Consider the following 24836-nt stretch of genomic DNA (forward strand, 5'->3'; position numbering starts at 1 on the left):
TCGTTGTCACGGGTGGTTCCTGGTGGCTCGGTGCTGGTTCGGTACTGATCAGGGTTTGAAGGTGACCGGCAGGTTCGCGGCCTTGGCCCCGGTCGGGGGGACCTGGAGGGTCTTGAGTGCGAACTCCATGACCTGCTTGTGGATGGGACCGCAGATCTGGCCGCCGAAGTAGCTGCCCGCGGTGGCGTTCTGGATGGCGCAGTAGACGGTGACACGGGGCTTGTCGGCGGGGGCGAAGCCGGCGAACGACGAGGTGTAGCCGTGGTACTTGCCGGTGGCCGGATCCACGCGGTTGGCCGTGCCCGTCTTGCCCGCCACCCGGTAGCCGGGGATGCGGGCCTTGGTGCCGGTGCCCTCTTCGTCGTCCACCACGGACTCCAGCATCTCGGAGAGCGTCTTCGCGGTCTTCTCGCTGATCACACGGGTCTTCTTGGGTTCCGGTGCGGGCGTGAAGCGTCCGTCGGCCCCCTTCGTGCCGCGGACGAGCGTGGGTTCGACGCGGACGCCGCCGTTGGCGATCGTCGAGTAGACGGACGCCGCCTGGAGGGCGTTCACGGACACGCCCTGGCCGAAAGGAATCGTGTACTGCTGCGAGGTCGACCACTGGTCGGGGGGCGCCAGGATGCCCTTGGTCTCGCCGGGGAAGCCGAGCCCGCTGTAGCCGCCGAGGCCGAACTTGCGCAGGTACGAGTAGAGGACCTGGTTGGCCTCCTTCTGGGTCCTGCCCAGCTCGCCGGTGGCCATGATGGTGCCGATGTTGCTGGACTTGGCGAGCACGCCGTTGAGCGTGAGGTACCAGGTGGGGTGGTCGACGTCGTCCTTGAAGAGCCGGTCGCCGCGCTTGAGCCGGTTGGGGACGGTGAGGTGGGTCATCGGCGTGGCGACGTTCTCCTCCAGCACGGCCGCCATCGACAGCACCTTGGCGGTGGAGCCCGGCTCGAAGGCGTCCTGGAGGGCCGCGTTGCCGAGCGCCTTCGGGTCGGCGTGGGCCACGTCGCCCGGGTCGAAGCCCGGTGAGTTGGCCATGGCGAGGATCTCGCCGGTGGCCGTGTCCTGGACGATGACGTAGCCGCCGTCCGCCTTGGACTTCTCCACCTGCTCGGTGATGGCGTCCTGCGCGGCCCACTGGATGTCCCGGTCGATGGTGAGCTCGACGTCGCTGCCGGGCACGGCGGGCGTCTCGGTGGAGCCCGCGGTGGGCACCTGCCGTCCGCCCGACTGGGCGTAGCGGATCTTGCCGTCCTCGCCGGCCAGGGTCTTCTCCAGCTGCCGCTCCAGGCCACCGCCGCCCTCTCCCTCGGCGTTGACCCAGCCCAGGATCGCGGCGGCGAGGTCGCCGTTGGGGTACACGCGTTTGCTGCTGGGGTCGGCGAAGACGCCCGCGAGGACGTTGACCGTGGAACCGTCGGTCTCCGCCTTCTCGGCCAGGGCGGACTTCAGGTCCTTGATCTGGTTCCAGACCTGCGGGGTCTTGGCGCGGGCCAGACGGACGTAGCGCAGTTCCCTGTTCTTCGGGCGGAGCTTGCCGGCCAGCGCCTCCTGGCTCTCGCCGAGGATCGGTGAGAGCAGCGCCGCCGCCTGCTCGGGTCCGTCGCCGACGCCGAGCCGTTCGCGGGTGAACATCGTGGGGTCGGCCGTGATGTCGTAGGCGTCCACAGTGGTCGCGAGGGCCACACCGTTGCGGTCGGTGATGCCGCCGCGCTCGGCGGGCAGGGTGTGGACCACGTACCGGTTCTGCTCGGCCTTGGCGGTGTACGTGCCGGCGTCGACGGCCTGGACCTGGAGCAGCCGTACGACGAACGCGACCAGCACCAGGGTCAGCGCCAGGCCGATCATGCGCAGGCGTGGGCGGGGGCTGCCCAGCTTGATGACGCGGGGCGGGGCCGGCCGGGGCGGGCCCGGGCGGCGGGGAGGGCGGGCGCCGGGTCCCGGCTGCCGCCGTCCGCCGGGACGGACGGGCCGCGCGGGTCCGGGCACGCGGCGGCGCGGTTCCCTGTCGGACACTTCCGTCACCTGCCGGGGGTCGGGGTCGGGATCGTGGAGGGCGTGGCCGTCGTGGGCGCTGCGGTGGGGGCCGGGGCGGGCTGCGTGGTGGGGGGCGCGGTGGCGGGGGGTGCCGTGAGCGCTTCGGGGGCGATGACCAGAGGGGTCGCCCCGGAGGCGGACGCCGGGCTCGGGACACCCTTGACGGTGCCGTCGGGGCCGAGGAAGGCGGGGTCGCCGCCGGGCACCATGCCCAGCTCGCGGGCCCGGCGCTGGAGGGCCCGGGGGGCGGAGTAGGCGTCGATGTCCCGCTGGAGGGCCTGCTCCTCGTCCGTGAGGTTCTTGGTCTCCTCCTTCAGGTCGTCCAGCTGGAAGGAGCCCTCGCTCAGGGCGGAGTTCAGCACCAGGAGCCCGATGAGGCCGCCGCCGAGGAGCAGGACCACGAGGAGGACGAAGGGGGCGCGGGCGGCCTGTCCGCGTCCGCCGCCCGGCGGGAACAGCCGGGCGAGCCGAGCGGCCCTCCCCTTGAGTTCGGGTTTCCCGCTCACTCGCCCTCCCTCGGCCCTGCCGACGCGCCGGCACCCCGCCTGGCCTGGCTCACTCGACGTCCTCCCTGATGCGCTGGGCACCGCGCAGCCGTGCCGGTGCCGCCCGCCGGTTCTCGGCGATCTCCTCCTCGGTGGGAAGTTCGGCACCGCGCGTGAGCAGCTTGAGCCGGGGCGCGTAGCGTTCGGGGACGACCGGCAGTCCCGGCGGTGCCGTGTTCGCGGCGCCGGCCGCGAACACCTGCTTGACCAGCCGGTCCTCCAGGGAGTGGTACGACAGCACGGCGATCCGCCCGCCCACGGCGAGCGTCTTGACGGCGGCCGGGATCGCCCGCTCCAGCACGGCCAGTTCGCCGTTGACCTCGATGCGCAGGGCCTGGAAGGTGCGCTTGGCCGGGTTGCCGCCGGTGCGCTTGGCGGCCTGCGGGAGCGCGGCGCGGATCAGCTCGACGAGCCGGGCGCTGGTGGTGAAGGGCTCCTTCTCGCGCTCGCGCACGATCGCGGAGACGATCCGCTTGGCCTGCTTCTCCTCCCCGTACGCCCTCAGGATCCGCACCAGTTCGCCCGGCGGGTAGGTGTTGAGGACCTCGGCGGCGCTGATGCCCGTCGTCTGGTCCATGCGCATGTCCAGCGGGGCGTCCTGGGCGTAGGCGAAGCCGCGGCCGGCCTCGTCGAGCTGCATGGAGGAGACGCCGAGGTCGAACAGGACGCCCTGCACGCGCGGGATGCCCAGCCGGTCGAGGACCTCGGGCAGCTCGTCGTAGACGGCGTGCACCAGGGTGGCGCGCTCCCCGTGGCGGGCGAGCCGCTCGCCGGACAGGCGCAGGGCCTCCTTGTCCCGGTCGAGGGCGACGAGCCGCGCCTCGGGGAAGCGCTCCAGCAGTGCCTCGCTGTGTCCTCCCAGGCCCAGCGTGCAGTCGACGACCACGGCCCCCGGCTCTTCAAGGGCAGGCGCCAGCAGGTCCAGGCACCGCTGGAGCATCACCGGGACGTGTCGACTCTGGCTCAAGTGGGGCGGCCTCTCGGTCCGGCGCGGCGTGTACGTACCGCCGGGTCCCCGCCCGCTCGTGAAGGGGAGGTCTGCCGGCGCCGGAAGCGTCAGCCGACCAGGAGCGGGAGGAGGCCGAGCCGTACGTACGCGCCGCGCACGTGGGGAGCCCTGGCGGAGCATCGTCCAGGTCTCCGGGAAATTCAGTCCAGCGGGGGGAGCCTCGCCTCCCGCTTCGCGTCACTTTAGTCCACCCTGTCGCCCGGTCAATCAACCGGCCTGCGCGTCGCGGGCGCCGGCGCGCGGCGACCGGCACCGCGCGGCACGTCACCCGTGCGGGTGCACCCGTATGGTCCTGTGGGTTGGCTCACAACAAGCGGTGATGGCGTTCTTTGTCCTGTCTCACGACGGGCCTGCCGGACGAGTGACCAGTAACGTCATGGATATGACGACTTCTGCATCGGTTCCCGCGGGCTCCGAGTCCCCCATAGCCGGAGACGGCACGGTCACCGACCGGCTCGTCGAGGCGAACGCGCGCTATGCCGCCGCGTTCACCGATCCCGGGATGGACGCCCGCCCCGTCCGGCACGTCGCCGTCGTGGCCTGCATGGACGCGCGTCTCGACCTGCACGCGGCGCTCGGCCTCAACCTGGGCGACTGCCACACCATCCGCAACGCGGGCGGCGTCGTCACCGACGACGTGATCCGCTCCCTCACCATCAGCCAGCGCGCCCTCGGCACCCGCAGCGTGGTCCTCATCCACCACACCGGCTGCGGCCTGGAGTCCCTCACCGAGGAGTTCCGGCACGAGCTGGAGATGGAGGTCGGCCAGCGCCCCTCCTGGGCGGTGGAGTCCTTCCGGGACGTCGACCAGGACGTGCGCCAGTCGATGAAGCGGGTGCGGACCTCGCCGTTCCTGCTGCACACCGACGACGTGCGCGGCTTCGTCTTCGACGTGAAGACGGGTCTCCTGCGCGAGGTCGACCCCGCCTGACCGGCGGTGCCCGTCCTGCCGGTTCCCGCCGCCGAAGCACCGCAAAGGACGTAAGGCCCGACATATCGCGGCCAGTTGTCCACAGGCGAGTGACACGAATCGGTAACGGCAGCAAGAATGCGGGGAAGCGGGCGTCGCGCGGAACTTTTTCCGCGTGGTGTCCGTGATTCGGGGTGGGCCGGTCCGCAGCGCAGTGCATCGGTCCGGAAAGCTGGGGTATCCCCCGCTCCTCGGGGAGCGCGGGGAAGGGCCGAGGAGGGCCGGGTGACGACCTATGACGATCGAGCGAGCCTCACTGATCTGACCGCTGTGGTCGAGCGCGTGCGCGGTTCGGTGGAGGGCGTGATCGAGGGCAAGCCCGAGGTCGTACGGCTCTCGCTGACCGTGCTGCTCGCCGAGGGACACCTGCTGATCGAGGACGTCCCCGGAGTCGGCAAGACCATGCTGGCCAAGGCGCTGGCACGGTCCATCGACTGTTCCGTGCGGCGTATCCAGTTCACGCCCGACCTGCTGCCCTCGGACATCACCGGGGTGTCCATCTGGGACCAGCAGCGCCGGGACTTCGAGTTCAAGCCGGGTGCGATCTTCGCGCAGGTGGTGATCGGCGACGAGATCAACCGCGCCTCGCCGAAGACGCAGTCGGCGCTGCTGGAGTCGATGGAGGAGCGCCAGGTCACCATCGACGGACAGACCTACGAACTGCCGAGCCCGTTCATGGTGGTGGCGACGCAGAACCCGGTCGAGATGGAGGGCACCTACCCGCTGCCGGAGGCCCAGCGCGACCGCTTCATGGCCCGTGTCTCCATCGGTTACCCCAGTCCGGACGCCGAGCTGCAGATGCTCGACGTGCACGGCGGGGTGAGCCCGCTGGACGACCTGCAGCCGGTGGCGCACGCGCACGAGATCCTGAAGCTGATCGAGGCGGTCCGCGGCGTGCACGTCGCCGACCCGGTCCGGCGGTACGCGGTCGACCTGGTCGCCGCCACGCGCACCCACCCGGACCTCAGACTCGGCGCCTCGCCGCGCGCGACGCTGCATCTGCTGCGCGCGGCGAAGGCGTCCGCCGCCCTGAGCGGCCGGGAGTACGCGCTGCCGGACGACGTGCAGGCCCTCGCCGTCGCCGTCCTGGCCCACCGGCTGCTGCCCACCGCCCAGGCCCAGCTCAACCGCCGCACCGCCGAACAGGTCGTCCAGGAGATCCTGCAGCGCACCCCGGTTCCCGCCGCGCCCCAGCAGCAGACCGGCTTCGGGGTGCACCACGGTGCGTCGGCGTACGGCCAGCAGCCGCCGCGGAGGCTGTGATGGACGCCGGGGGGACGGGCAGGGCGGAGGAGGACCGGGGCGAGAAGAGCGGCATCCGCACCGCCCTGGCCGGCCTGACCACCCGCGGACGGTCCTTCCTGGCGGCCGGTGTCGCCGCCGCCGTCTGCGCGTACGTCCTCGGGCAGAGCGACCTGCTCCGCGTCGGGCTGCTGCTCAGCGTGCTGCCCCTGCTGTGCGCGACGGTGCTCTACCGCACCCGCTACCGGGTCGCGGGCAGCCGCCGGCTGTCTCCGGCGCGGGTCCCCGCGAGCAGCGAGGCCCGCGTCCATCTGCGCGTCGACAACGTCTCACGGCTGCCCACGGGACTGCTGATGCTCCAGGACCGGGTGCCCTATGTGCTCGGTCCGCGTCCCCGCTTCGTGCTCGACCGGGTCGAGCCGGGCGGTCGCCGCGAGGTGTCCTACCGGGTCCGCTCCGACCTGCGGGGCCGCTATCCGCTGGGCCCGCTGCAGCTGCGGCTGACCGACCCGTTCGGGATGTGCGAGCTGACCAGGTCTTTTTCGACGTACGACACGCTGACCGTGATCCCGCGCGTGGAGGCGCTGCCTCCGGTGCGGCTGAGCGGCGAGGCGAAGGGGTACGGCGACGGGCGGCAGCGCTCGCTGGCGCTGGCGGGCGAGGACGACGTGATCCCGCGCGGGTACCGCCACGGCGACGACCTGCGCCGCGTGCACTGGCGGTCCACCGCGCGCTACGGCGAGCTGATGGTGCGCCGCGAGGAGCAGCCGCAGCGCGCCCGCTGCACGGTGCTCCTGGACACCCGGGGCCTGGCCTACGAGGGCGCGGGCCCCGACTCCGCGTTCGAGTGGGCCGTCTCGGGCGCGGCGTCGGTGCTGGTGCACATGCTGGAGCGGGGCTTCTCCGTCCGGCTGCTCACGGACACCGGCAATGCGGTGCCCGGCGAGGGCGCCGACGGATTCGCGGGCGCCAGCCAGGAGACGGCGGACGCGGCCGGTCTGATGATGGACACCCTGGCGGTGATCGACCACTCCGACGGCACGGGCCTGTCCCGGGCGTACGACGTGCTGCGCGGGGGGAACGAGGGGCTGCTGGTGGCGTTCTTCGGCGACCTGGACGAGGAACAGGCGACGGTGGCCGCCAAGATGCGGCAGCGCAGCGGGGGCGCGGTCGCGTTCGTCCTGGACAGCGAGACCTGGCTGCGGGAACCGGCCGACGTGCCCGGCCCGTTGGAAGGAAGCGGGGAGCGGCTGCGGATGCTGCGCGAGGCGGGCTGGACGGCCGTGAGCGTGCCGCGGGGCGCCTCCCTGGAGGAGTTGTGGCGGCTGGCGGACCGCGAGCGCACCGGACTCGCGGCGGCGACCGGTGGGGAGGGCACGCGATGAGCGGGCGGGCACGACTCGCACGGTGGGCACGGGCGGCCACGCCCACGCGACACCGGCGGCAACCGCACCACGAACGCACCGGCCCCACCACGACCACCGGCCGGGAGGGCACGCGATGAGCGGGCGGGCACGACTTGCGCTGTGCGCATGGGCGGCCACGCTGATGGCGGCGTGTGCGCTGCTGCCGCTGGTCGATCCGGCCACCTGGATCCTGCAGGCCGCGTTCCTGCTGGCGGTCCAGAGCGGGGTGGGCGCGGCGACCCGCAGGGTGCCGCTGGCCCGGCCGCTGACCATCGCCGCCCAGGCCCTGGTCACCCTGGTACTGCTGACCCTGGTCTTCGCCCGGCAGCAGGCCCTCGCCGGGCTGATCCCCGGCCCGCAGGCCTTCCAGCGCTTCGCCGACCTGCTGCGACAGGGCTCCGACGACATAGCGCGGTACGCGATCCCGGCGCCCCTGGAGTCCGACGGCATCCGGCTGATGCTCGTCGGCGGCGTCCTGGTGATCGGGCTTCTGGTGGACACCCTCGCGGTGACCTTCCGCAGCGCCGCCCCGGCCGGGCTGCCGCTGCTCGCGCTGTACTCGGTGGCCGCGGGGCTGTCCGAGGGCGGCACCGACTGGCTGTGGTTCCTGGTGGCGGCGGCCGGCTATCTCATGCTGCTCCTGGCCGAGGGACGCGACCGGCTCTCCCAGTGGGGCCGGGTCTTCGGCGGGGCGCCGCGCACCCCGGGCGGGGAGCCGAGCGGCGCCGTGGCCCCTGCCCGCACCGGCCGCCGCATCGGCGCGTTCGCCCTGGGCATCGCCCTGGTCGTGCCGCTCGCCCTCCCCGCGATGGACGGCGGGCTGCTGGACGGCGCCAGGACGGGCGGGGGCGCCGGCTCCGGAGGCGGCGGCACGATCTCCGCGGTGAACCCGCTGGTCTCCCTGCGCGACAGTCTCAACGTCGACGAGGACCGCCAGGTCCTGTCCGTGGAGACCGATTCGGAGGACATCTCGAACCTCTACCTGCGGATCGTCTCCCTGGACGACTTCGACGGCACCACCTGGAAGCCGTCCAAGCGGCACATCACCGCCGTGCCGGACGGCACGTTCCCGCTCCCGACCGGTCTCGGTCCGGACGTCAGGCGCACGGAGACCGAGGCCACGATCAGGGCCGCCGACTGGTACGCCCAGGACTGGCTGCCCATGCCCTACCCGCCCAGCGGCGTACGGATCGGCGGCAACTGGCGTTACGAACCCGTCGGCATGACCCTGGTCGGCGACCACGGCCAGAACACGCGCGGGCTGACGTACCAGGTGCGGAGCCTGGACGTGCGGCCGACGGCCGAGCAGCTCGCCGCGGCCCCGGAGCCGCCGGCGGCCCTCAGGCGCGAGTACACCGAGCTGCCGGACTCGCTGCCGGCGGTGGTGTCCAGGACCGCCCGCCAGGTCACCGCGGGCGCGGCGAACCCCTACGAACAGGCGGTCGAGCTCCAGGAGTACTTCTCGCTCAACGGCGGTTTCGAGTACGACACGCAGGTGGAGGTCGGCAGCGGCTCGCAGGCGATCGCCCGTTTCCTCAAGGACAAGCAGGGCTTCTGCATCCACTTCTCCTTCGCCATGGCGGCGATGGCCCGTTCCCTGGACATACCGGCCCGGGTCGCGGTCGGTTTCGCGCCGGGCTCCCCGCAGGCGGACGGCTCGGTGTCGGTGGGACTGCGGGACGCGCACGCCTGGCCCGAGCTGTACTTCGAGGGCGTGGGCTGGACCCGTTTCGAGCCGACGCCGACCCGGGGCTCGATCCCGTCGTACACGCTGACGGACACACCGGGCAGCGCGGTCCCGGATCCCGACGTGCCGTCCCGGAACGCGTCGTCGGAGCCCTCGGCCGCCCCCTCGGCGAGCCAGAGCTGCACGGCGGAGGAGAAGAAGCTGGAGGCCTGCGAGAGCGAGTCGGCACTGGCCGTTCCGTCCTCGGGGGGCGGCGGACCGAAGTGGTACGTGTTCCTGGCCTGGGCCGTCGGCGGGCTCGCGGTGCTGCTGATCCCGTCGGCGCCGATGCTGTGGCGGGTGCGCGCCCGGTCGGTACGGCTGGGGGCACACGGCCGCTCCGAGGCGGACGCGGTGCCGCACACCCTCGCGGTGTGGCAGGAGCTGGCCGACACGGCGTGGGACTTCGGGATCGCGCCGGAGGAGTCGCGGACTCCGCGCAGGGCCGCGGCCCGGATCGTCCGGCTCGGGCAGCTCGATCCGACGGCGTCGGCGGCGGTGCACCGGGTCGCGGACGCCGTGGAACAGGTCCTCTACGCCCCCCGGCCACGCCCGACGGCGGGCCTGGCGGAGGACGTCCACCGTGCGACCGCCGGGCTGCGTGCCACGGCAAGCCGCGGCACGAGACTGCGCGCGCGCTTCGCGCCGCGCTCGGCCGTGCGGGTGGCCTGGGCCGCATCGGCCCGGTGGAGCGCCCTCAAGCAGCGGGCCTCGGCGGCCCGGCCGACGCTGCGGAAGCCGTCGGGGCAGCAGGGCTGAGCGGGGACGGTGGCGCAGGGCCCGGCCGGGCCGGCGCCACCGTCCCGCAGGGCCCATCCGGTGCCACCGCCCCGCAGGGCTTCTCGGCGGCGTGATGGTTCCGTGAGGGGTGGGCTGCCCGGGACATGTTCGGGTTGCTGCCCGGGGGCGGGCACGAGCCGGAACAGCCACGAACCGGAGCGGGCGCGCACGAGCCGGAACATGGACGAGGCCGGGGCATGGACGAGGGGGTGACCACCCTGCCGGTGGTCACCCCCTCACTGGTGTTCTGGGGAGCGGCTGCTCGCCGGGCTATTGACCGCCTTGCTGTTCATCCCGGCGCCGCTGCCAGCGCTCCTCGATCCGGTCCATAACGGAACGCTTCTGCCGTCCCTGACGACGGGCCTGCGGTCCGGCACCGGGAGCGGCCTGCTCACCGGGCTTGGGGGCCTTGCGCCAGCCGGTCACGGCGAGGACCGCGCAGCCGAGCATGACGAGGAATCCCACCACGCTGAGCCAGACCTGCTTGGCGACCATACCGGCCATGAGGAGCGCAATACCTACGAGGAAGCCCGCGACCGCCTGGTAGACCCGTCGCCGGGTGTACGTACGCAGCCCGCTTCCCTCGAGCGCTGTCGCGAACTTGGGATCTTCGGCGTACAGCGCTCGCTCCATCTGCTCGAGCATGCGCTGCTCGTGCTCCGAGAGCGGCACGGAGTCCTCCTCATCGTGCAGTCGCCGGGGCGACCCGGGGGGTCCCTTCAGGATAGGCAGGGAATCGCCCCCGTGAAACCCGCCCCTCTACGCCAATTGGCCAACCGGACTCCGTCATGGACGCGCCGGCTCGCTGAGGTTCCCATTCCCCGGCGGCCGACCGGTCATGCCGGGCGGTCTCCCTCGATCATACGGCGCCGGACCCCCGTTCGGGGGGCCTGTGGCGTACTCCATCTGCGGCCGCGCCGCTGATCAGCGGCGTACCACAGGAGGCTGCTCAGGCCGCTGTGGTCCCCTTGGTCTCACCGAGCACGTGGAGCTGCGTGGCCACCGAGTGGAAGGCCGCGAGCTCGGCCGCCGCGGCCTCCAGCTTCAGCAGGGCGTCCAGGGCGCCGGGCTCGGTGTCCACGAGCACGCCGGGAACGAGGTCGGCGAAGACCCGTACCCCGTGCACGGCGGCGACCCTGAGGCCCGCGCCCTCGACCAGGCCGGTGAGCTGTTCGGCGGTGAAACGGCGCGGCACGGGGTCCCCGGTGCCCCAGCGGCCGTTCGGGTCGTCGAGGGCCCGCCGGGCCTCGGTGAAGTGGCCGGCGAGGGCCCGCGCGAGCACCGCGCCGCCCAGGCCGGCGGCGAGCAGGCTGAGGACGCCCTCGGTGCGCAGGGCGGCGACCGCGTTGCGCACGCCCTCGGCGGGGTCGTCCACGTACTCCAGCACCCCGTGGCACAGCACCACGTCGTAGCCGCCGCGCTCGACCACGTCGAAGAGGCCGTGGGCGTCGCCCTGGACGCCCCGCACCCGGTCGGCGACGTCGGCCTCGGCGGCCCGGCGCTCCAGCGCGAACAGCGCGTTGGGGCTCGGGTCGACGACGGTCACGCGGTGCCCGAGGCGGGCCGCCGGCACGGCGAAGTTGCCGCTGCCGCCCCCGGTGTCGAGGACGTCCAGCGCCTGGCGACCCGTGGCCTTGACCCGGCGGTCGAGGGCGTCCTTGAGGACCTCCCAGACCACGGCGGTACGGAGGGAAGCGCGGGGGCGCATCGGGTCCGACACGGCAGTTTGACTCCTCGGCGCGGCACCGCCTCGATGCGGCGGAGCGAACGGTGCGCCTCCCCGGCCGCGAGCGCGGGAGGGAAGGCTTCAGGCCCTCCCCACCCTATTGCCTCCGGGGCCCGGCCCGGCCACTCCGGTACCGCACGGGCTGCGTCCGGGGGCGCCGGGGTCCTCAGCCCGCGTCCGGCATGTCACGGCCCGTGCCGTCGCCCGCCGGGCGGTCCCCTTCCGGGCGCGGCTGCGGCAGCACCGGCTGGAGGACGAGCATCCGCTCCACGATGCGCAGGAACATCGCCACGTCCCGTATCAGGTCGTCGGCGTCCCGGCTGCCGGCCGCGCCCTCGATGCCCGCCTCGGCCAGGGCGCGGCGCCGGGCGCCGGAGGCGAACAGCGCGCTCCAGTCGGCGAGCTCGGGCGCGATCTCGGGGAGCACGTCCCAGGCACTCCTGATGCGGGCCCGGGCCCGCGGGGTGGTCTCGGGGCGGCCGCGCGCGGCGAGCACGGCGGCGGCGGTGCGCAGGGCGGCGAGGTGGGCCGTCGCGTAGCGCTCGTTCGGCGTGGGCAGGACGGTGGCCTCTTCCAGGCCGGCGCGGGCCTGGGCGAGCAGGTCGAGGGCGGCGGGCGGGGCCGTGGTCCGGCGGAGCACCGGGTGCACGTCGCTCGCCGGGCCGGTCAGTGAGGGGGCAGGGCCGGTTGCGCTGCGCCGGCGGGCGGCGGCTGCGGACGAGTGGGCCATGACGATCCTCCTGTCGTCTCCGTGACGGCACGCCCTGCTACGGGGTGCCGTATGTGCCCATCGTGAGGTATGCCACTGACAATCCGTTCTGACCTGGGCTTTTGCTTCGATCGAAGGTTCGGGCTAGGTTTTGCACTGACCAGTCAGTTCAAAAGCGTGGATGCAGTGACCAGGGGGTGAGGTGCCGTGGAGGGTCCGACCGGGCTCGGTGTGACGGCCCACGACTTCGGACTCAAGGGGCCGCGTGGCTGGGCGTTCCGCGGCATCTCCGTCGACGCCGGACCCGGCGCGCTGATCGCGGTCAGGGGGCCGTCCGGATCGGGCCGCACCTGTCTGCTGCTCGCGCTCACCGGCCGGATGAAACCGACCGAGGGGACGGCCACCGTGGGAGGCCGGGCCCTGCCCCGGCAGATGTCCGCGGTGCGGCGGACAAGCGCCCTCGCGCACGTCCCGGGCGTCACCGACCTCGACCCGGCCCTGACCGTCGGCGAGCACCTGCGCGAGCGGGCGCTGCTGCAGCGCCGGTTCGGCGACTCGGTGCGCGGGCTGCTGCGCCCGCGCGGGGAGCGGGCGGCGCAGACGAGGCTGCGGATCGACACGGCGCTGGCCGCGGCCGGCCTCGACCGGGAGGCGCTGCCCAAGGGCTCCCGCACGGCCGTGCGGGACCTGGAACGCACCGAGGCGCTGCGCCTGTCGATCGCCCTGGCGCTGATCGGCCGCCCGGGCCTGCTCGGCGTCGACGACACCGACCTGAAGCTCTCGGCCGCCGAACGGGCCGGGATCTGGTCGCTGCTGGCGTCGATCGCCGACTCGGGCACGACGGTCCTGGCGGTGTGCAGCGAGGCGCCGGAGGGTGCGGTGGTCGTCTCCACCGGGCCGGACGACAGGGACGGCGCCGGCCGCGAAGAGGACGAAGAGGAAGAAGACGCGGAGGACGAAGAGAAGGGGGCGGCCGATGCGCTCGCCGAGGCTGGCCGCGCTTGAGCTCAGGCGCTTCGGGCGCGGGAGGCTGCCGCGTGCCGCACTGGTCGCGCTGCTGGTGCTGCCCCTGCTGTACGGCGCGCTGTACCTGTGGTCGTTCTGGGATCCGTACGGCCGTCTGGACCGCATCCCCGTGGCGCTCGTCAACGATGACAAGGGGGCGAACGCGGGCGGCGAGAAGCTCACCGCGGGCGACGACATCACCGAGGGCCTGCGCGAGAGCGAGGTCTTCGACTGGCACGAGGTGAGTGCCGCCGAGGCCCGCCGGGGCGTGGAGGACGGCACCTACTACCTGTCCCTCACCATGCCCGCCGACTTCAGCCGGCGCATCGCCTCCAGCGCCGGCGACTCCCCCGAGACCGGCGCCCTCCAGGTGCGCACGAACGACGCGAACAACTACATCGTCGGGCAGATCTCCCGGACGGTGTTCGGCGAGGTGCGCGAGGCCGCGTCCAGCAAGGCGTCGAGGTCGTTCCTGGACCGGATCTTCGTCTCCTTCTCCGACATCCACGGCGAGACCGTGAAGGCCGCGAAGGGCGCCGACGACCTCAAGGGCGGCATCGGCAAGGCGAAGAAGGGGTCCAAGGACCTCGCCGACGGTCTCAAGGACGCCGAGGACGGCAGCGGCAAGCTGTCCAAGGGCCTGAAGAAGCTCGACAAGGGCGCCGGCGACCTGGAGGAGGGCTCGAAGCAGGTCTCCGAGGGCACGCAAGCCCTCGCGGACAAGGTCAACGGGACCGCCGGAAAGGTGGGGCCGTTCCTGGAGGACAACGAGAAGACCATCGGCGACACGGCCCAGCTCGTCGCCGACTCCTCCGGGGCGATCCGCGACCACCTGGAGACGCTGGTCAGGACGGCCCCGACCGCCGCGAAGGGCGCCCACGCGGCCTCCGACACGCTCAGCGGCATCCACCGGGCGCGGTGCGAGGACCCGGCGCTGCCCGACCCCGCCTGCGCCGACCTGAAGAAGGCAAAGGACAGCGCCGCCGACGTGGCGGTGATCGCGGACGACGTCAACACCCTCGTCGCCGACCAGGACGGCGACCTGAAGAAGCTCGACGAGAACCTCGCCGCCCTCCAGAAGCAGGCCCAGGCCCTCGCCGACCGCGCGCCGAACCTCTCGGAGGACCTCGACGACGCCGTCACGAAGATCAACGAGCTGAACGAGGGCGCCGGAAAGGTCGCCGCCGGAGCCAGGAAGCTGCACAAGGGGCTCGGTACGGCCAAGACCGGCGCGGTGGACCTGGACGAGGGCGTCGGCCGGCTCAGGACGGGCGCGGACGATCTGAACGGAGGCATGTTCAAGCTCGTCGACGGCTCCTCGAAGCTCGCCGGCGGACTGCACGACGGCGCCGGGCGGATCCCCGACTACGACGAGCAGGAGCGCGACCGGCGGACGGGCGTGATGGCCGACCCGGTCCGGCTGGTCTCCGAGTCCCTGCACCAGGCACCCAACTACGGCACCGGATTCGCCCCGTACTTCATCCCGCTCTCCTTGTGGGTGGGCGCGATGGTGGCCTACATGCTGATCGCCCCGATGAACCGGCGTGCGCTCGCCGCGGGCGCCTCCGCCTGGCGGATCGCGCTGGCGGGCTGGCTGCCGGTGGTGGCGATCGGGGTGCTCCAGACGGTGGCCCTGATGTCGGTGCTCCACTGGGCGGTCGGCCTGCAGATGGCCCGGGCGGCCGGGACGGTGGGCTTCCTCTTCCTGGTGACGGCGTGCTTCACGGCCATCGTGCAGTGGCTGAACGCCCGCTTCGGGGCGGCCGGCCGGATCCTGGTCCTCGCCCTGCTCATGCTCCAGCTGACGTCGGCGGGCGGCACCTACCCGGTGCAGACCAGCCCGGGCTTCTTCAACGCCCTCCACCCCTTCCTCCCGATGAGCTACGTCGTCGAGGCGCTCAGGAGGCTCATCACGGGCGGCGGTCTGGAACCGGTGTGGCACGCGTGCGTGGTGCTGGCGGCGTTCACCGCGGCCGCCCTGGCGCTGACCGCACTGTCGGCGCGCCGGCGCCAGGTGTGGACGCTCGACCGGCTGCACCCGGAGCTGACCCTGTGAGACCTGCGGTGACGACCCCCGGAAGGGTTCCTGTGACAATCGGGACCATGGAAAGCAGCAGCGCCGCCCCGCAGGGCAGCAGCCGTCGCGAGGCCACCCGGCAGAAGCTCTACGAGGCGGCCGTCACCCTCATCGCCGAGCAGGGTTTCTCCGCCACCACCGTGGACGAGATCGCCGAACGGGCCGGGGTCGCGAAGGGCACGGTCTACTACAACTTCGCCAGCAAGTCCGTCCTGTTCGAGGAGCTGCTGCGGCACGGCGTCGGTCTGCTGACCGCATCCCTGCGGGAGGCCGCCGAGCGAACGGCACGGGAGGGCCGCGGCCGGGTCGACGCCCTGGACGCGATGATCCGCGCGGGGCTGGTCTTCATCGACCGCTACCCGGCCTTCACCCAGCTGTACGTGGCGGAGCTGTGGCGCACCAACCGGGCCTGGCAGTCCACGCTGCTGGTGGTCCGGCAGGAGGCCGTCGCGGTGGTGGAGGGGGTGCTGCGCGAGGGCGTGGACAGCGGTGAGTTCAGCGAGGAGATCGACGTGCCGCTGACCGCCGCCGCCCTGGTCGGCATGGTGCTGGTGGCGGCGCTGGACTGGAAGTCGTTCCAGCCGGAACGCTCCCTCGACGACGTGCACGCGGCCCTGTCCCGGCTGCTCCAGGGGCGGGTGAGCGGCCGCCCCTGAGGCCCGGCCGCACAGGAAGGCGCCGGTCCGTGGTGGCCGCGTCCCCCGCGGGCCACCGCCGGACCGGCGCCTCCTCCTGCTCCCCCGTACGTCCCCCCGTCGGAACCCCCGTTCTCGGTCGTTCCCCCGGGTTCCCCCGTCCTCGCTCCCGCCGGCAGCGGCCGGCGGAAGGAGCGGATCGCGGGCCGGCCCCGTTCCGGCGCCCCGTGTCGCCGGTGCCGCGGCCGTGCCCCTCTCCGTGCCTCCACTCTCTCGTTCCCCCAGGTGGGGCCCCATCCGCGCGCGTACTCATCTCCCCGGCTAGGTACGGATACTCAGTCCTGCGCACGCAAGCCCAACGCCCGGCGACCGCGACCGGTCACGTGCGCGCCCGCCGCCGTACTCAGCGCCCGTAAGGTGTGCGGCCGCGCTCGTGAGGAGACCGTGGGGGCGCCGGCCGGCGCCGCCCCTCGGCCCGGATTGTCGGTGGCGGCCGATAAAGTCCCTGGCATGGCACGGATTGCGGTGATCGGCGCCGGGATGGGCGCGATGGCGGCCGCCGCCCGGCTGGCCGTCGCGGGCCACCGGGTGGTGGTGTACGAGCGGACGGAGACGTACGGCGGGGCGCTGCGCCGCTTCGAGCGGGACGGCTTCTCGTTCGACACCGGCCCCGCCCTGCTGCCGCTGCCCGCGGTCTGGCGCGATCTGTTCGTCAAGACCGGCAAGGAGCCGCTGGAGCGGTGTGTCGAGCTGGTCCAGGTCGACCCGTCGTCGCGGCACGTCTTCGCGGACGGCACGCGGTTCTCCCTGCCGAACGCCTCGCGCGCGGGCGTCGTCGCCGCCCTCGACGAGGCGCTCGGCTCGTCCGCCGGGCAGCGCTGGGGGGACTTCCTGGTGCGGGCCCGGGAGGCCTGGGACCGGACCCGCCGGCCGCTGCTGGAGGAGCCGCTGTGGCCGGACTGGCGGGTGCTCGGCGAGCGCGAGCCCTATCCCGCGGTCCCGTACAAGCGGCTGCTGCGCACCCGCCGGGCCGTCACCCTCGCCGAGGTTGGCGCCCTGGAGCTGAAGGACGCCCGCCTCGCCGCCCTCCTGGAGAGCCACGCGCTCGCGCACGGCCTCGATCCCCGCTCCGCCCCGGCCAGCGCCGCCGTACTGCCGTACATGGAGCACGCCTTCGGCACCTGGTACGTGCGCGGCGGTCTGCGGGAACTGGCGCGGGCGGTGTACGACCGGTGCCGGGAGCGCAGGGTCGAGTTCCGCTTCGGCACGCAGATCACGGGAATCGTGGAGAAGGACGGCCGGGCCGCCGGCGTGCGGCTGGCCGACGGCACGGTGGACGAGGCCGGGTTCGTGGTCGCCGGTGTCGCGCCCGGTGTGCTGGACCGCCTCGCCGGCGGGGCGGCGGTGCGGGGCGAGGGGGAGGTCCCGCCGCAGCGCGGGGCGGCGAGCCGGCTCACGGTGCTGCTGGCGCTCCGGGGCGCCCGCCCAAAGGGCACGGCTCACCGCACGGTGGTGCACGCGGAGGACCGCGAGGCCGAGTTGGAGTCCCTGTTCGGCGCGGTGCCCCGTGTGGCCGCGCGGCCCACGGTCACCGTGCTGCGGCCCGGCGACCCGGAGTCGGTCCCGGACGCGGACCACGAGGCGGTGACGCTCACCTCGGTGGTGCCCTCGGGGACCGGGGCGGACGCCGAGGCGCACGCCGAGCACGTGATCGCGGTCGCCGGGCGGGAGATACCGGACCTGCGCGACCGTCTCCTGTGGCACGAGGTGTGCACCCCGGCCGACGTCGAGGAGGCGACCGGCGCGGAGGGCGGAGCGGTACCGGCGCCCGCGCTGGCGGCGGCCGGCGGTCGCCTGCTGCACCCGGCGAACGTCACGCGTACGGGCGGTCTGTTCACGGTGGGCGGCTGGTCGCATCCCGGCGGCGGTCTGCCGCACGCGGGCATGTCGGGCGCGCTGGTCGCCGGACTGATCGTGGAGGGGCCCGGGTTCCGGGGCTCCCAGTGAGCGCCCGGCCGCCGGGCGGTCCCCCGAGGCGTCAGAAGCGGTACTGCTCGTCGTAACCCTGGCCCTGCGGCTGGCCGTTGCCCTGCTGCGGGTACGTCTGCTCCGGCGGGAGGGCGCCGCCGTACGGGTCGTCGGTGCTGCGCTGCTGCGGCACCCACACACCGCCGGGCGGGGTCTCGCCGTAGCCGCCGGTGGCGTACTGGTCCTGGGCGTAGCCCTGTTGGCCGTAGACCTGCTGGCCGGTGGCGTCGTAACCGGTGCCGTACGCGGCTTGGCCGTAGGTGTGCGTGCCGATGTACGGGTCGGAGTAGGCGGCGTACTGCTGCTGGCCCCCGTCGTAGCCGTAACCCTGCTGGCCGTAGCCGGAGTAGTCGTAGGCGTGGGACGGGTCGGCGGTCGGCGCGGCGGGCACCTGCCCGTCCTGTCCGCCGTAACCGGAGTCGCCGTACACGCCGTAGGAGCCCGTGTCGTCCGGCATGGGCTGCGGCTCGTAGACGGCGGTGGTCTCCGCGGCCGTGGGATCGGCGGGGCGGGCGGGGGTGAAGACGTCGTCGCGGTCGTAGTCGCCGTGGCCGTACGCGAGGCTGTCGTGGCCCGGGGCGCGGTGGTCGGGGCCGGGGTCGGCCGCCTCCAGCCCGGAGACCTCCAACGTCGGTTCCTGGCGGCCCGGTTCGGGCCGGCGGCGCCTGCTGAGGCCCGCCGGGGCGGAGACCGCCCAGCCGGCCGCGAAGCCGCGGCGGAACGACAGCGTGACGTAGGTCTGGCCGACGGCGAAGGCCGCCGCGCCGAGTCCGATGACGATGACGGACGGGATCAGCACGCCGACCACGACGCCGAGGAAGCCGGCGAAGGCGAGCAGCCGCCAGCGCAGGCGCGCCTTGTACTGCAGCAGCACCTCACCGAGCAGCCACAGTGCGACGACGCCGAACGCGATGTAGAGGACCGTCCAGCCCATGTACGCCCCTCTCCCAGTGGCCGCTACGCAGTGTGTCGTAAGTATGTGCGGCAGGTCTAGGCCTGCGGTGGGTGGTGCAGGCCCAGGTTCTCGTAGATTTCCAGCGTCGCCGTGGAGTTGTTGAGCGTGATGAAGTGCAGTCCGGGCACACCTTCGGCCAGCAGCCGCGCGCAGAACTCCGTGGCGAACTCGATGCCAATGGAGCGTACAGCCGTCGGATCGTCCTTTGCTGTGAGGATCCGCTCTTTCAGCTCGGCAGGGAACGCGGCGTTGCTGAGCTTCGGCAACCTCTCCAGCATCTTCACACTGGTCACCGGCATGACCTCGGGGATCACCGGGGTCTCGCACCCGGCCGCGGCGACCCTGTCGCGCAGCCGCAGGTACGACTCCGGCTGGAAGAACATCTGCGTGATCGCGTAGTCGGCGCCCGCGCGGCACTTGTCGACGAAGTGCGCCACGTCGGTGTCCCAGTCGACGGAGCGCGGATGCATCTCCGGGAAGGCGGCCACGCCGACGCAGAAGTCGCCGGACTCCTTGATGAGTTCGACGAGTTCGGCCGCGTAGGTCAGGCCCTGCGGGTGCGGGATCCAGTCGCCCATGGGGTCGCCGGGCGGGTCGCCGCGCACGGCCAGCATGTTGCGGATACCGGCGTCGGCGTACTGGCCGATGATGTTGCGCAGCTCCGCGATGGAGTGGTTGACCGCGGTGAGGTGTGCGACGGGGGTGAGCGTGGTGTCGGCGACGATCTGCTCGGTCTCCCTGACCGTGCCCGCGCGGGTGGAACCGCCGGCGCCGTAGGTCACGGAGACGAAGTCCGGGGCGACCGCCTCCACCCGCCTCAGCGCGCTCCACAGGTTCCTCTCGCCCTTGGGCGTCTTCGGCGCCGAGAACTCGAACGAGTACGTCGTTTTGCCGGTGGCGAGGATGTCGCGCACGGTGCGTGCGCGATCAGTCCTGGTGGATGCGGTTCCGAGGGCCATACGGGCAGGTTAGCCAGGGGGCGTCGGTCCCCCAACCGGAGGCGGGGTATTTGTCCGGATTATCTGTTTGTTGTCCACCCCTTGGACACATGCCCGAGGCACCCGGCCGGAGCGGCCGGGGCTAGGCCTGCCGCAGCCGCTTCGCGAACTCCGCCGCCGCCGCGCCGGGGTCGTCCGCGGCGGTGATCGCGCGGACCACGACGACCCGGCGGGCGCCGGCCTCCAGGACCTGGTCGAGGTTGCCGAGGTCGATGCCGCCGATGGCGAACCAGGGGCGGTCGGTGCCCAGCGAAGCCGTGTACCGGACGAGGTCCAGGCCGGGTGCGTGACGGCCCGGCTTGGTGGGGGTGGGCCAGCACGGGCCCGTGCAGAAGTAGTCCACGCCCTCCTGGACGGCGGCGGCGGCCGCCTCGGACTCGGCGTGCGTGGAACGGCCGACGAGGACGCCGTCGCCGAGGATCGCCCGGGCCGCGGGCACCGGGAGGTCGCCCTGGCCGAGGTGCAGCACGTCGGAGCGGGCGGCGTGGGCGACGTCCGCCCGGTCGTTGACCGCGAGCAGCTTGCCGTGGCGCGCGCAGGCGTCGGCGAATACCGCCAGGTGCTCCAGCTCCTCCGCCGCCTCCATGCCCTTGTCGCGCAGCTGCACGATGTCGACGCCGCCGGCCAGCACGGCGTCCAGGAACTCGGGCAGGTCGCCCTGCTCCTTGCGGGCGTCGGTGCACAGGTAGAGCCGGGCGTCGGCGAGCCGGGCGCGTGCGGTGTCGGTCATCAGGTGGGTCCCCCCAGGTCGGTGACGTACGGGGTGTCCCCCGCCGTCGCGGCGTACGGGCCGCCGTGCAACGGCCCCTTGTGGCGGACGGGCCGCCGTGGCGGATGAGCGGGTCGCGGCATACGGCCGCCCGCAGCGGGTGGACCGGCCGGCCACGGCCGAACGGCCCACAGCGGCAAACCGCCCACGCGGCGAACGGACCGCCTCGCGAACCGTCGCCGCAGCGAACCGGCCGCCGTGACGGACAACCCGCCGTGGCGGACCGGCACCGCAGCGCCACCGTCGCCCGGGCAGGCAACCCGCCGGCGCACCGGTGCGGCAGCCATCCCGCCACCACCTTGACAGACGGCCCACCGTGGCGGACCAGCCGCCGTGGCGAACGGGCGCCCTCGCGCACCGGCACCGCAGCGGACCGGCCGCCGCAGCGCACCCGCCGCCCGGGCAGCAGTCGCCCCGGCGCACGGCCCGCCGAGCGGAGCCGTCGCCGTGGCAGACGGGCACATCGGCGAACGGGCGCGAGGCCCGATCCGTCGTGGCGGCCGGTGCCGGTGCGGGCCGCGGCGGCGCGGGCGGAGTGGGGCTTCGTGGCCCGCGCGCCGGGCGGTGTGTCAGGTCAGACGGCGAGCGCCTGGGCGCGGCGCTTCACCTCCGTGCCGCGGTTCTCGCTCAGCGCCTGCGCGGGGGTTCCGGGCAGGGACGGGTCGGGCGTGAAGAGCCACTCCAGCATTTCCTCGACCGTGAAGCCGTCGTCCCGCAGGAGCGTCAGAGTGCCGGTCAGGCCCTTGACGACCTTGTCCCCGTCGATGAACGCGGCAGGGACGTGCAGCGCGCGGTTCTCACCGCGGCGTACGGCGATGAGCTGGCCCTCCTTGACCAGCTGCCGTACACGGGTCACCTCGACGCCCATCATCTCGGCGATGTCGGGGAGGGTGAGCCAGGCAGGGACGAGAGCATCGATCTTCGTGTCAATCTCGGTCACGTCTCCAGCCTGCCATCCCGCACCGACAGTCGGAAGCCGGACCCGTCCGGGCAGGTCGGACGCGTCGCGCCCGGCCGCTACGCCGTGGCCGCCTTCAGCGGCCTGGCCGGATCGGCCAGCAGCCGCGGGTCCATCGCCGTACCGGCCTCGATCAGGCGTCTGCCCTGGGCCAGATCCCGGGGGCGGCCCACCGCCAGCAGGGCGACCAGGCGGTGGTCGCGCAGCCAGCAGACGCTCCAGGCGGGGCCGGCGGGATCCCCGCGCCACAGGATGGTGTCGGCGGACGTGTGGTGCCCGGCGTACTGGACGAAACGGCCGAACTGCTCCGACCAGAAGTACGGCACGGGGTCGTAGACCGCCGGGGCCACGCCGGCGGCGGCGCCGACGATGTTCGCGGCGACCGTGCGCGGGCCCTGGAGGGCGTTGTCCCAGTGGTGCACGAGCAGCCGCTCGCCGTAGCGGCCGGAGGGGAAGGACGCGCAGTCGCCGACGGCGTACACGTCCGGCGCGGAGGTGCGCAGGCGGTCGTCGGCGAGGACCTCGCCGTGGGCGCCCAGCTCGATGCCGGAGCCGGCGAGCCAGGCGGTGGCGGGCCGGGCACCGATGCCGACGACGACCGCACCGGCGGGGAGCCGCGAGCCGTCGTCCAGGACGACCTCGCCGGGTTCACCGGGCTCGACGCGCTCCACGCGCGCGTGGGTGCGCAGCACGGCACCGGCATCGGCGTACCAGGCCCTCATCGGGGCGGCGACCTCGGGGGGCAGCGCCCCGGCGAGGGGCCGGTCGGCGGCCTCCACGACGGTCACCGCGCAGCCCGCCTCGCGCGCGACGGTGGCGAACTCGGCGCCGATCCAGCCCGCCCCGACGACCACGATGTCGTGCTGCCGGGCGAGGACCGGGCGCAGCCGCTCGGCGTCGTCCAGGGTGCGCAGCAGATGGACGCCCGGGACGCCCTCGGTGCCGGGCAGCCGAATCGGTTCCGCGCCCGTGGCGAGGACGAGGACGTCGTAGGGCACGGGCCCGGCGGAGGTGTCGAGGACGCGCGCGTCGGGGCGCACGCCGAGCGCCTCGCAGCCGAGCCGCAGGTCGATGCCGAGCGCCTCGAAGTCGACCTCGAAGGCGGATCCCTCGGCCGTGCCGAGCAGCACCGCCTTGGAGAGCGGGGGCCGGTCGTACGGCTGGTGGGGCTCGGCGCCGATCAGTGTCACGGTGCCCGTGAAACCCTGCTCCCGCAGGGCGACCGCGGTCTGCACGCCGGCCATGCCCGCGCCGACCACGACCACGCGCCGGCCGGCGGGCTCCGCCCGTTCCTGCGTCTGCTCGCTCACCTGATCACCATAGACACCTGACGAATCACCGGTCAGCAAGCGCGTTCAGTGAACTGCTCCACACCGCGCGGCAGCGCCGTCACTCGGCGATCTCCTCGACGACGCTCGTGCCGCGGCCCGGCTGCGACTCCCACTCCCAGGTCTCCTCCAGGCGCACCCGCCCGTCCGGCAGGTCGACGACCGTCGACACGCAGTGCCCCGACGACGTGCTGCCGTCGGTCTTCAGCTGCACGTACCGGAAGTCGAGCCGGTCGCCGTCCCTGGTGCCCACGAGCCGGCCGCGGACCACGTCCCCGCCCTCGTACTCGGCCCAGATCGCGCCGTCCTGCTCGTGGTAGGCGAACCGGGTGCGCGTGCCCACCTGGCCGGGTGCCTGGTCGGCGACGGGGGCGAGGACGAGACCGTCGAGTGAACGTGCCACGGGCGGAGGCTCCCTTACTGAGACGTACGGCGTCGGGCTAGGGTGGCCAACGTAAAGCACTCGCGGGAGCCCGGACGCACCGGGCTGAGAGGGAGGCTGGCGGCCTCCGACCGTACGAACCTGATCCGGGTCATGCCGGCGAAGGGAGGGGCTGGACGCCCATGTCGTCTCCACCGTCGTCACCGCGTACGTCGGACGTCCTCGTCGTGGGGGGCGGGATCATCGGTCTGGTCACGGCCTGGCGGGCCGCGCAGCACGGGCTCGCCACCGCCGTCGTGGACCCCGAACCGGGCGGCGGGGCCGCCCAGGTGGCGGCCGGGATGCTCGCCGCCGTCACGGAACTGCACTACGGCGAGCAGACCCTGCTCGCCCTGAACCTCGCCTCCGCCCGCCGCTACCCGGACTTTGCGGCCGAGCTGACGGACCTGACGGGCCACGACCTCGGCTACCGCCGGTGCGGCACCCTCGCCGTCGCCCTGGACGCCGACGACCGGGCCCACCTGCGGGAACTGCACGCGCTGCAACAGCGCTCGGGCCTGGAGTCCGAGTGGCTGGCGGGGCGTGAGTGCCGGCGCCTGGAGCCGATGCTCGCGCCCGGCGTGCGCGGGGGGCTCAGGGTGGACGGCGACCACCAGATCGACCCCCGGCGCCTCGCCCGCGCGCTCGTGGCCGCCTGTGAGCGCTCCGGCGTCGTCCTCCACCGGACGCGGGCCGGCCGGCTCACCGTCGCCGGGGGCCGGGCCACCGGGGTCGTGACGGCCGACGGCACCGCGCTGGCGGCCGGGCAGGTGGTCCTGGCCGCGGGCAGCCTGAGCGGGCGGCTCGCGGGCGTCCCCAAGGACGTGCTGCCTCCGGTGCGGCCGGTCAAGGGGCAGGTGCTGCGGCTGACGATGCCCCGGTCGCACGGTCCGCTGCTGAGCCGGACCGTGCGTGCCGTGGTGCGCGGCAACCCGGTCTACCTGGTGCCCAGGGAGAGCGGCGAACTCGTCGTCGGGGCCACCAGCGAGGAGCTGGGCTGGGACACGACGGTGACCGCGGGCGGCGTGTACGAGCTGCTGCGCGACGCCCACGAACTGGTGCCCGGCATCACGGAGCTGCCCCTGACCGAGACCCGGGCAGGACTGCGCCCCGGCTCCCCGGACAACGCGCCGCTGCTCGGTCCGACCGGGCTGCCGGGGCTGCTGCTGGCCACCGGGCACTACCGCAACGGCGTGCTGCTGACACCGGTCACCGGCGACGTCATGGCGCACGTCCTGACCACCGGCGAACTCCCCGACGAGGCCCGCCCGTTCACCCCCCGGCGCTTCGGCGCCGCCGCCGCACTCATGGAGCAGCCCGCATGAACGTCTCCGTCAACGGGGAGCCGCGCGAGGTGGCCCCCGGCACGGCCCTGGACGACCTGGTGAGGACCCTCACCACGGCCCCGTCCGGCGTGGCCGCCGCCCTGAACGAGACCGTCGTCCCGCGCGCGCAGTGGTCCGCCACCGCGCTGGCCGACGGCGACCGCGTCGAAGTCCTCACCGCCGTCCAAGGAGGCTGACC

Annotated in this window: 22 protein-coding genes and 1 riboswitch; of the genes, 10 read left to right on the forward strand and 12 right to left on the reverse strand. The window is 73.6% G+C overall.

Annotation, left to right across the window (positions count from 1 at the left end):
• Positions 1 to 48 precede the first annotated feature (48 nt).
• Genes H0H10_RS12140 through rsmH form a run of 3 tightly spaced genes read right to left on the reverse strand, consistent with a single transcriptional unit; the run spans position 49 to position 3537 of the window.
• Complete coding sequence (locus H0H10_RS12140) at positions 49 to 2013, reverse strand: peptidoglycan D,D-transpeptidase FtsI family protein (protein ID WP_188180914.1); 1965 nt, start codon at positions 2011 to 2013, stop codon at positions 49 to 51.
• The gene (gene ftsL, locus H0H10_RS12145) at positions 2010 to 2531 is read right to left on the reverse strand and encodes a cell division protein FtsL (protein WP_188180915.1); all 522 of its coding nucleotides are present in this window, start codon (positions 2529 to 2531) and stop codon (positions 2010 to 2012) included. The genes H0H10_RS12140 and ftsL overlap by 4 nt, the downstream gene beginning before the upstream one ends.
• Before the next feature lie 49 nt (positions 2532 to 2580).
• Positions 2581 to 3537, reverse strand: coding sequence for a 16S rRNA (cytosine(1402)-N(4))-methyltransferase RsmH (rsmH, locus tag H0H10_RS12150; RefSeq protein ID WP_188180916.1), 957 nt, complete (start codon positions 3535 to 3537; stop codon positions 2581 to 2583).
• 424 nt (positions 3538 to 3961) lie between these two features.
• On the opposite strand from rsmH, the gene H0H10_RS12155 reads away from it, so the two are divergent.
• From H0H10_RS12155 to H0H10_RS12170, 4 genes are all read left to right on the forward strand, one after another.
• The gene (locus H0H10_RS12155; protein WP_188180917.1) at positions 3962 to 4510 is read left to right on the forward strand and encodes a beta-class carbonic anhydrase; all 549 of its coding nucleotides are present in this window, start codon (positions 3962 to 3964) and stop codon (positions 4508 to 4510) included.
• Between the two features lie 264 nt (positions 4511 to 4774).
• Positions 4775 to 5812 carry an AAA family ATPase gene (locus H0H10_RS12160; protein WP_188180918.1) on the forward strand — a complete coding sequence of 346 codons (1038 nt, stop codon included), beginning with the start codon at positions 4775 to 4777 and terminating at the stop codon, positions 5810 to 5812.
• On the forward strand, positions 5812 to 7176 hold the full coding sequence (locus H0H10_RS12165; protein ID WP_188180919.1) for a DUF58 domain-containing protein: 1365 nt from the start codon (positions 5812 to 5814) through the stop codon (positions 7174 to 7176). Before H0H10_RS12160 ends, H0H10_RS12165 begins: the two co-directional genes overlap by 1 nt.
• 115 nt (positions 7177 to 7291) lie before the next feature.
• Entirely contained in the window at positions 7292 to 9682 is a 2391-nt protein-coding gene (locus H0H10_RS12170) for a transglutaminase TgpA family protein (RefSeq protein WP_188180920.1), read from the forward strand.
• Positions 9683 to 9973: 291 nt separating this feature from the next.
• Here H0H10_RS12170 and H0H10_RS12175 read toward each other — a convergent pair whose 3' ends face one another.
• The 3 genes from H0H10_RS12175 to H0H10_RS12185 all read right to left on the reverse strand — a co-directional run bounded on the left by H0H10_RS12175 (position 9974) and on the right by H0H10_RS12185 (position 12159).
• Positions 9974 to 10375, reverse strand: coding sequence for a spore wall synthesis complex protein (locus H0H10_RS12175; protein ID WP_188180921.1), 402 nt, complete (start codon positions 10373 to 10375; stop codon positions 9974 to 9976).
• A gap of 277 nt (positions 10376 to 10652) precedes the next feature.
• A complete protein-coding gene (locus tag H0H10_RS12180) occupies positions 10653 to 11423 on the reverse strand; it encodes a methyltransferase (RefSeq protein WP_188180922.1) in 771 nt (256 codons plus the stop codon).
• A gap of 172 nt (positions 11424 to 11595) precedes the next feature.
• Positions 11596 to 12159, reverse strand: a complete 564-nt coding sequence (locus H0H10_RS12185; RefSeq protein WP_188180923.1) for an SAV_6107 family HEPN domain-containing protein — start codon at positions 12157 to 12159, stop codon at positions 11596 to 11598.
• 186 nt (positions 12160 to 12345) lie between these two features.
• Between H0H10_RS12185 and H0H10_RS12190 the strand changes: the two genes are divergently transcribed.
• From H0H10_RS12190 to H0H10_RS12205, 4 genes are all read left to right on the forward strand, one after another.
• Positions 12346 to 13143 (forward strand): ATP-binding cassette domain-containing protein, encoded by a 798-nt coding sequence (locus H0H10_RS12190; RefSeq protein WP_188180924.1) that lies wholly within the window; start codon positions 12346 to 12348, stop codon positions 13141 to 13143.
• The gene (locus H0H10_RS12195; RefSeq protein ID WP_188180925.1) at positions 13115 to 15199 is read left to right on the forward strand and encodes a YhgE/Pip family protein; all 2085 of its coding nucleotides are present in this window, start codon (positions 13115 to 13117) and stop codon (positions 15197 to 15199) included. Before H0H10_RS12190 ends, H0H10_RS12195 begins: the two co-directional genes overlap by 29 nt.
• A gap of 47 nt (positions 15200 to 15246) precedes the next feature.
• Positions 15247 to 15876 carry a TetR/AcrR family transcriptional regulator gene (locus tag H0H10_RS12200; RefSeq protein WP_188180926.1) on the forward strand — a complete coding sequence of 210 codons (630 nt, stop codon included), beginning with the start codon at positions 15247 to 15249 and terminating at the stop codon, positions 15874 to 15876.
• Between the two features lie 489 nt (positions 15877 to 16365).
• Positions 16366 to 17862 carry a phytoene desaturase family protein gene (locus H0H10_RS12205; protein ID WP_188180927.1) on the forward strand — a complete coding sequence of 499 codons (1497 nt, stop codon included), beginning with the start codon at positions 16366 to 16368 and terminating at the stop codon, positions 17860 to 17862.
• A gap of 31 nt (positions 17863 to 17893) precedes the next feature.
• Here H0H10_RS12205 and H0H10_RS12210 read toward each other — a convergent pair whose 3' ends face one another.
• The 6 genes from H0H10_RS12210 to H0H10_RS12235 all read right to left on the reverse strand — a co-directional run bounded on the left by H0H10_RS12210 (position 17894) and on the right by H0H10_RS12235 (position 23294).
• Positions 17894 to 18817, reverse strand: a complete 924-nt coding sequence (locus H0H10_RS12210) for an SCO2102 family sporulation regulator (RefSeq protein WP_188180928.1) — start codon at positions 18815 to 18817, stop codon at positions 17894 to 17896.
• A 56-nt stretch (positions 18818 to 18873) separates the two neighbouring features.
• Complete coding sequence (gene metF, locus H0H10_RS12215) at positions 18874 to 19797, reverse strand: methylenetetrahydrofolate reductase [NAD(P)H] (RefSeq protein WP_188180929.1); 924 nt, start codon at positions 19795 to 19797, stop codon at positions 18874 to 18876.
• A gap of 121 nt (positions 19798 to 19918) precedes the next feature.
• Positions 19919 to 20566 carry a thiamine phosphate synthase gene (gene thiE, locus H0H10_RS12220; protein WP_188180930.1) on the reverse strand — a complete coding sequence of 216 codons (648 nt, stop codon included), beginning with the start codon at positions 20564 to 20566 and terminating at the stop codon, positions 19919 to 19921.
• 613 nt (positions 20567 to 21179) lie between these two features.
• Positions 21180 to 21545 carry an Rv2175c family DNA-binding protein gene (locus H0H10_RS12225; protein WP_188180931.1) on the reverse strand — a complete coding sequence of 122 codons (366 nt, stop codon included), beginning with the start codon at positions 21543 to 21545 and terminating at the stop codon, positions 21180 to 21182.
• A 77-nt stretch (positions 21546 to 21622) separates the two neighbouring features.
• Positions 21623 to 22873 (reverse strand): NAD(P)/FAD-dependent oxidoreductase, encoded by a 1251-nt coding sequence (locus H0H10_RS12230; RefSeq protein WP_309141776.1) that lies wholly within the window; start codon positions 22871 to 22873, stop codon positions 21623 to 21625.
• 79 nt (positions 22874 to 22952) lie between these two features.
• On the reverse strand, positions 22953 to 23294 hold the full coding sequence (locus H0H10_RS12235; RefSeq protein WP_188180932.1) for an avidin-fold protein: 342 nt from the start codon (positions 23292 to 23294) through the stop codon (positions 22953 to 22955).
• Between the two features lie 52 nt (positions 23295 to 23346).
• Positions 23347 to 23458, forward strand: a riboswitch (TPP riboswitch).
• Between H0H10_RS12235 and thiO the strand changes: the two genes are divergently transcribed.
• Positions 23456 to 24637 carry a glycine oxidase ThiO gene (thiO, locus tag H0H10_RS12240; RefSeq protein ID WP_188180933.1) on the forward strand — a complete coding sequence of 394 codons (1182 nt, stop codon included), beginning with the start codon at positions 23456 to 23458 and terminating at the stop codon, positions 24635 to 24637. Its footprint overlaps the riboswitch before it by 3 nt.
• On the forward strand, positions 24634 to 24834 hold the full coding sequence (thiS, locus tag H0H10_RS12245; RefSeq protein WP_188180934.1) for a sulfur carrier protein ThiS: 201 nt from the start codon (positions 24634 to 24636) through the stop codon (positions 24832 to 24834). The genes thiO and thiS overlap by 4 nt, the downstream gene beginning before the upstream one ends.
• The last annotated feature ends 2 nt before the right edge of the window (positions 24835 to 24836 follow it).

This window comes from Streptomyces griseicoloratus (assembly GCF_014534645.1).
GTDB lineage: Bacteria > Actinomycetota > Actinomycetes > Streptomycetales > Streptomycetaceae > Streptomyces > Streptomyces griseicoloratus.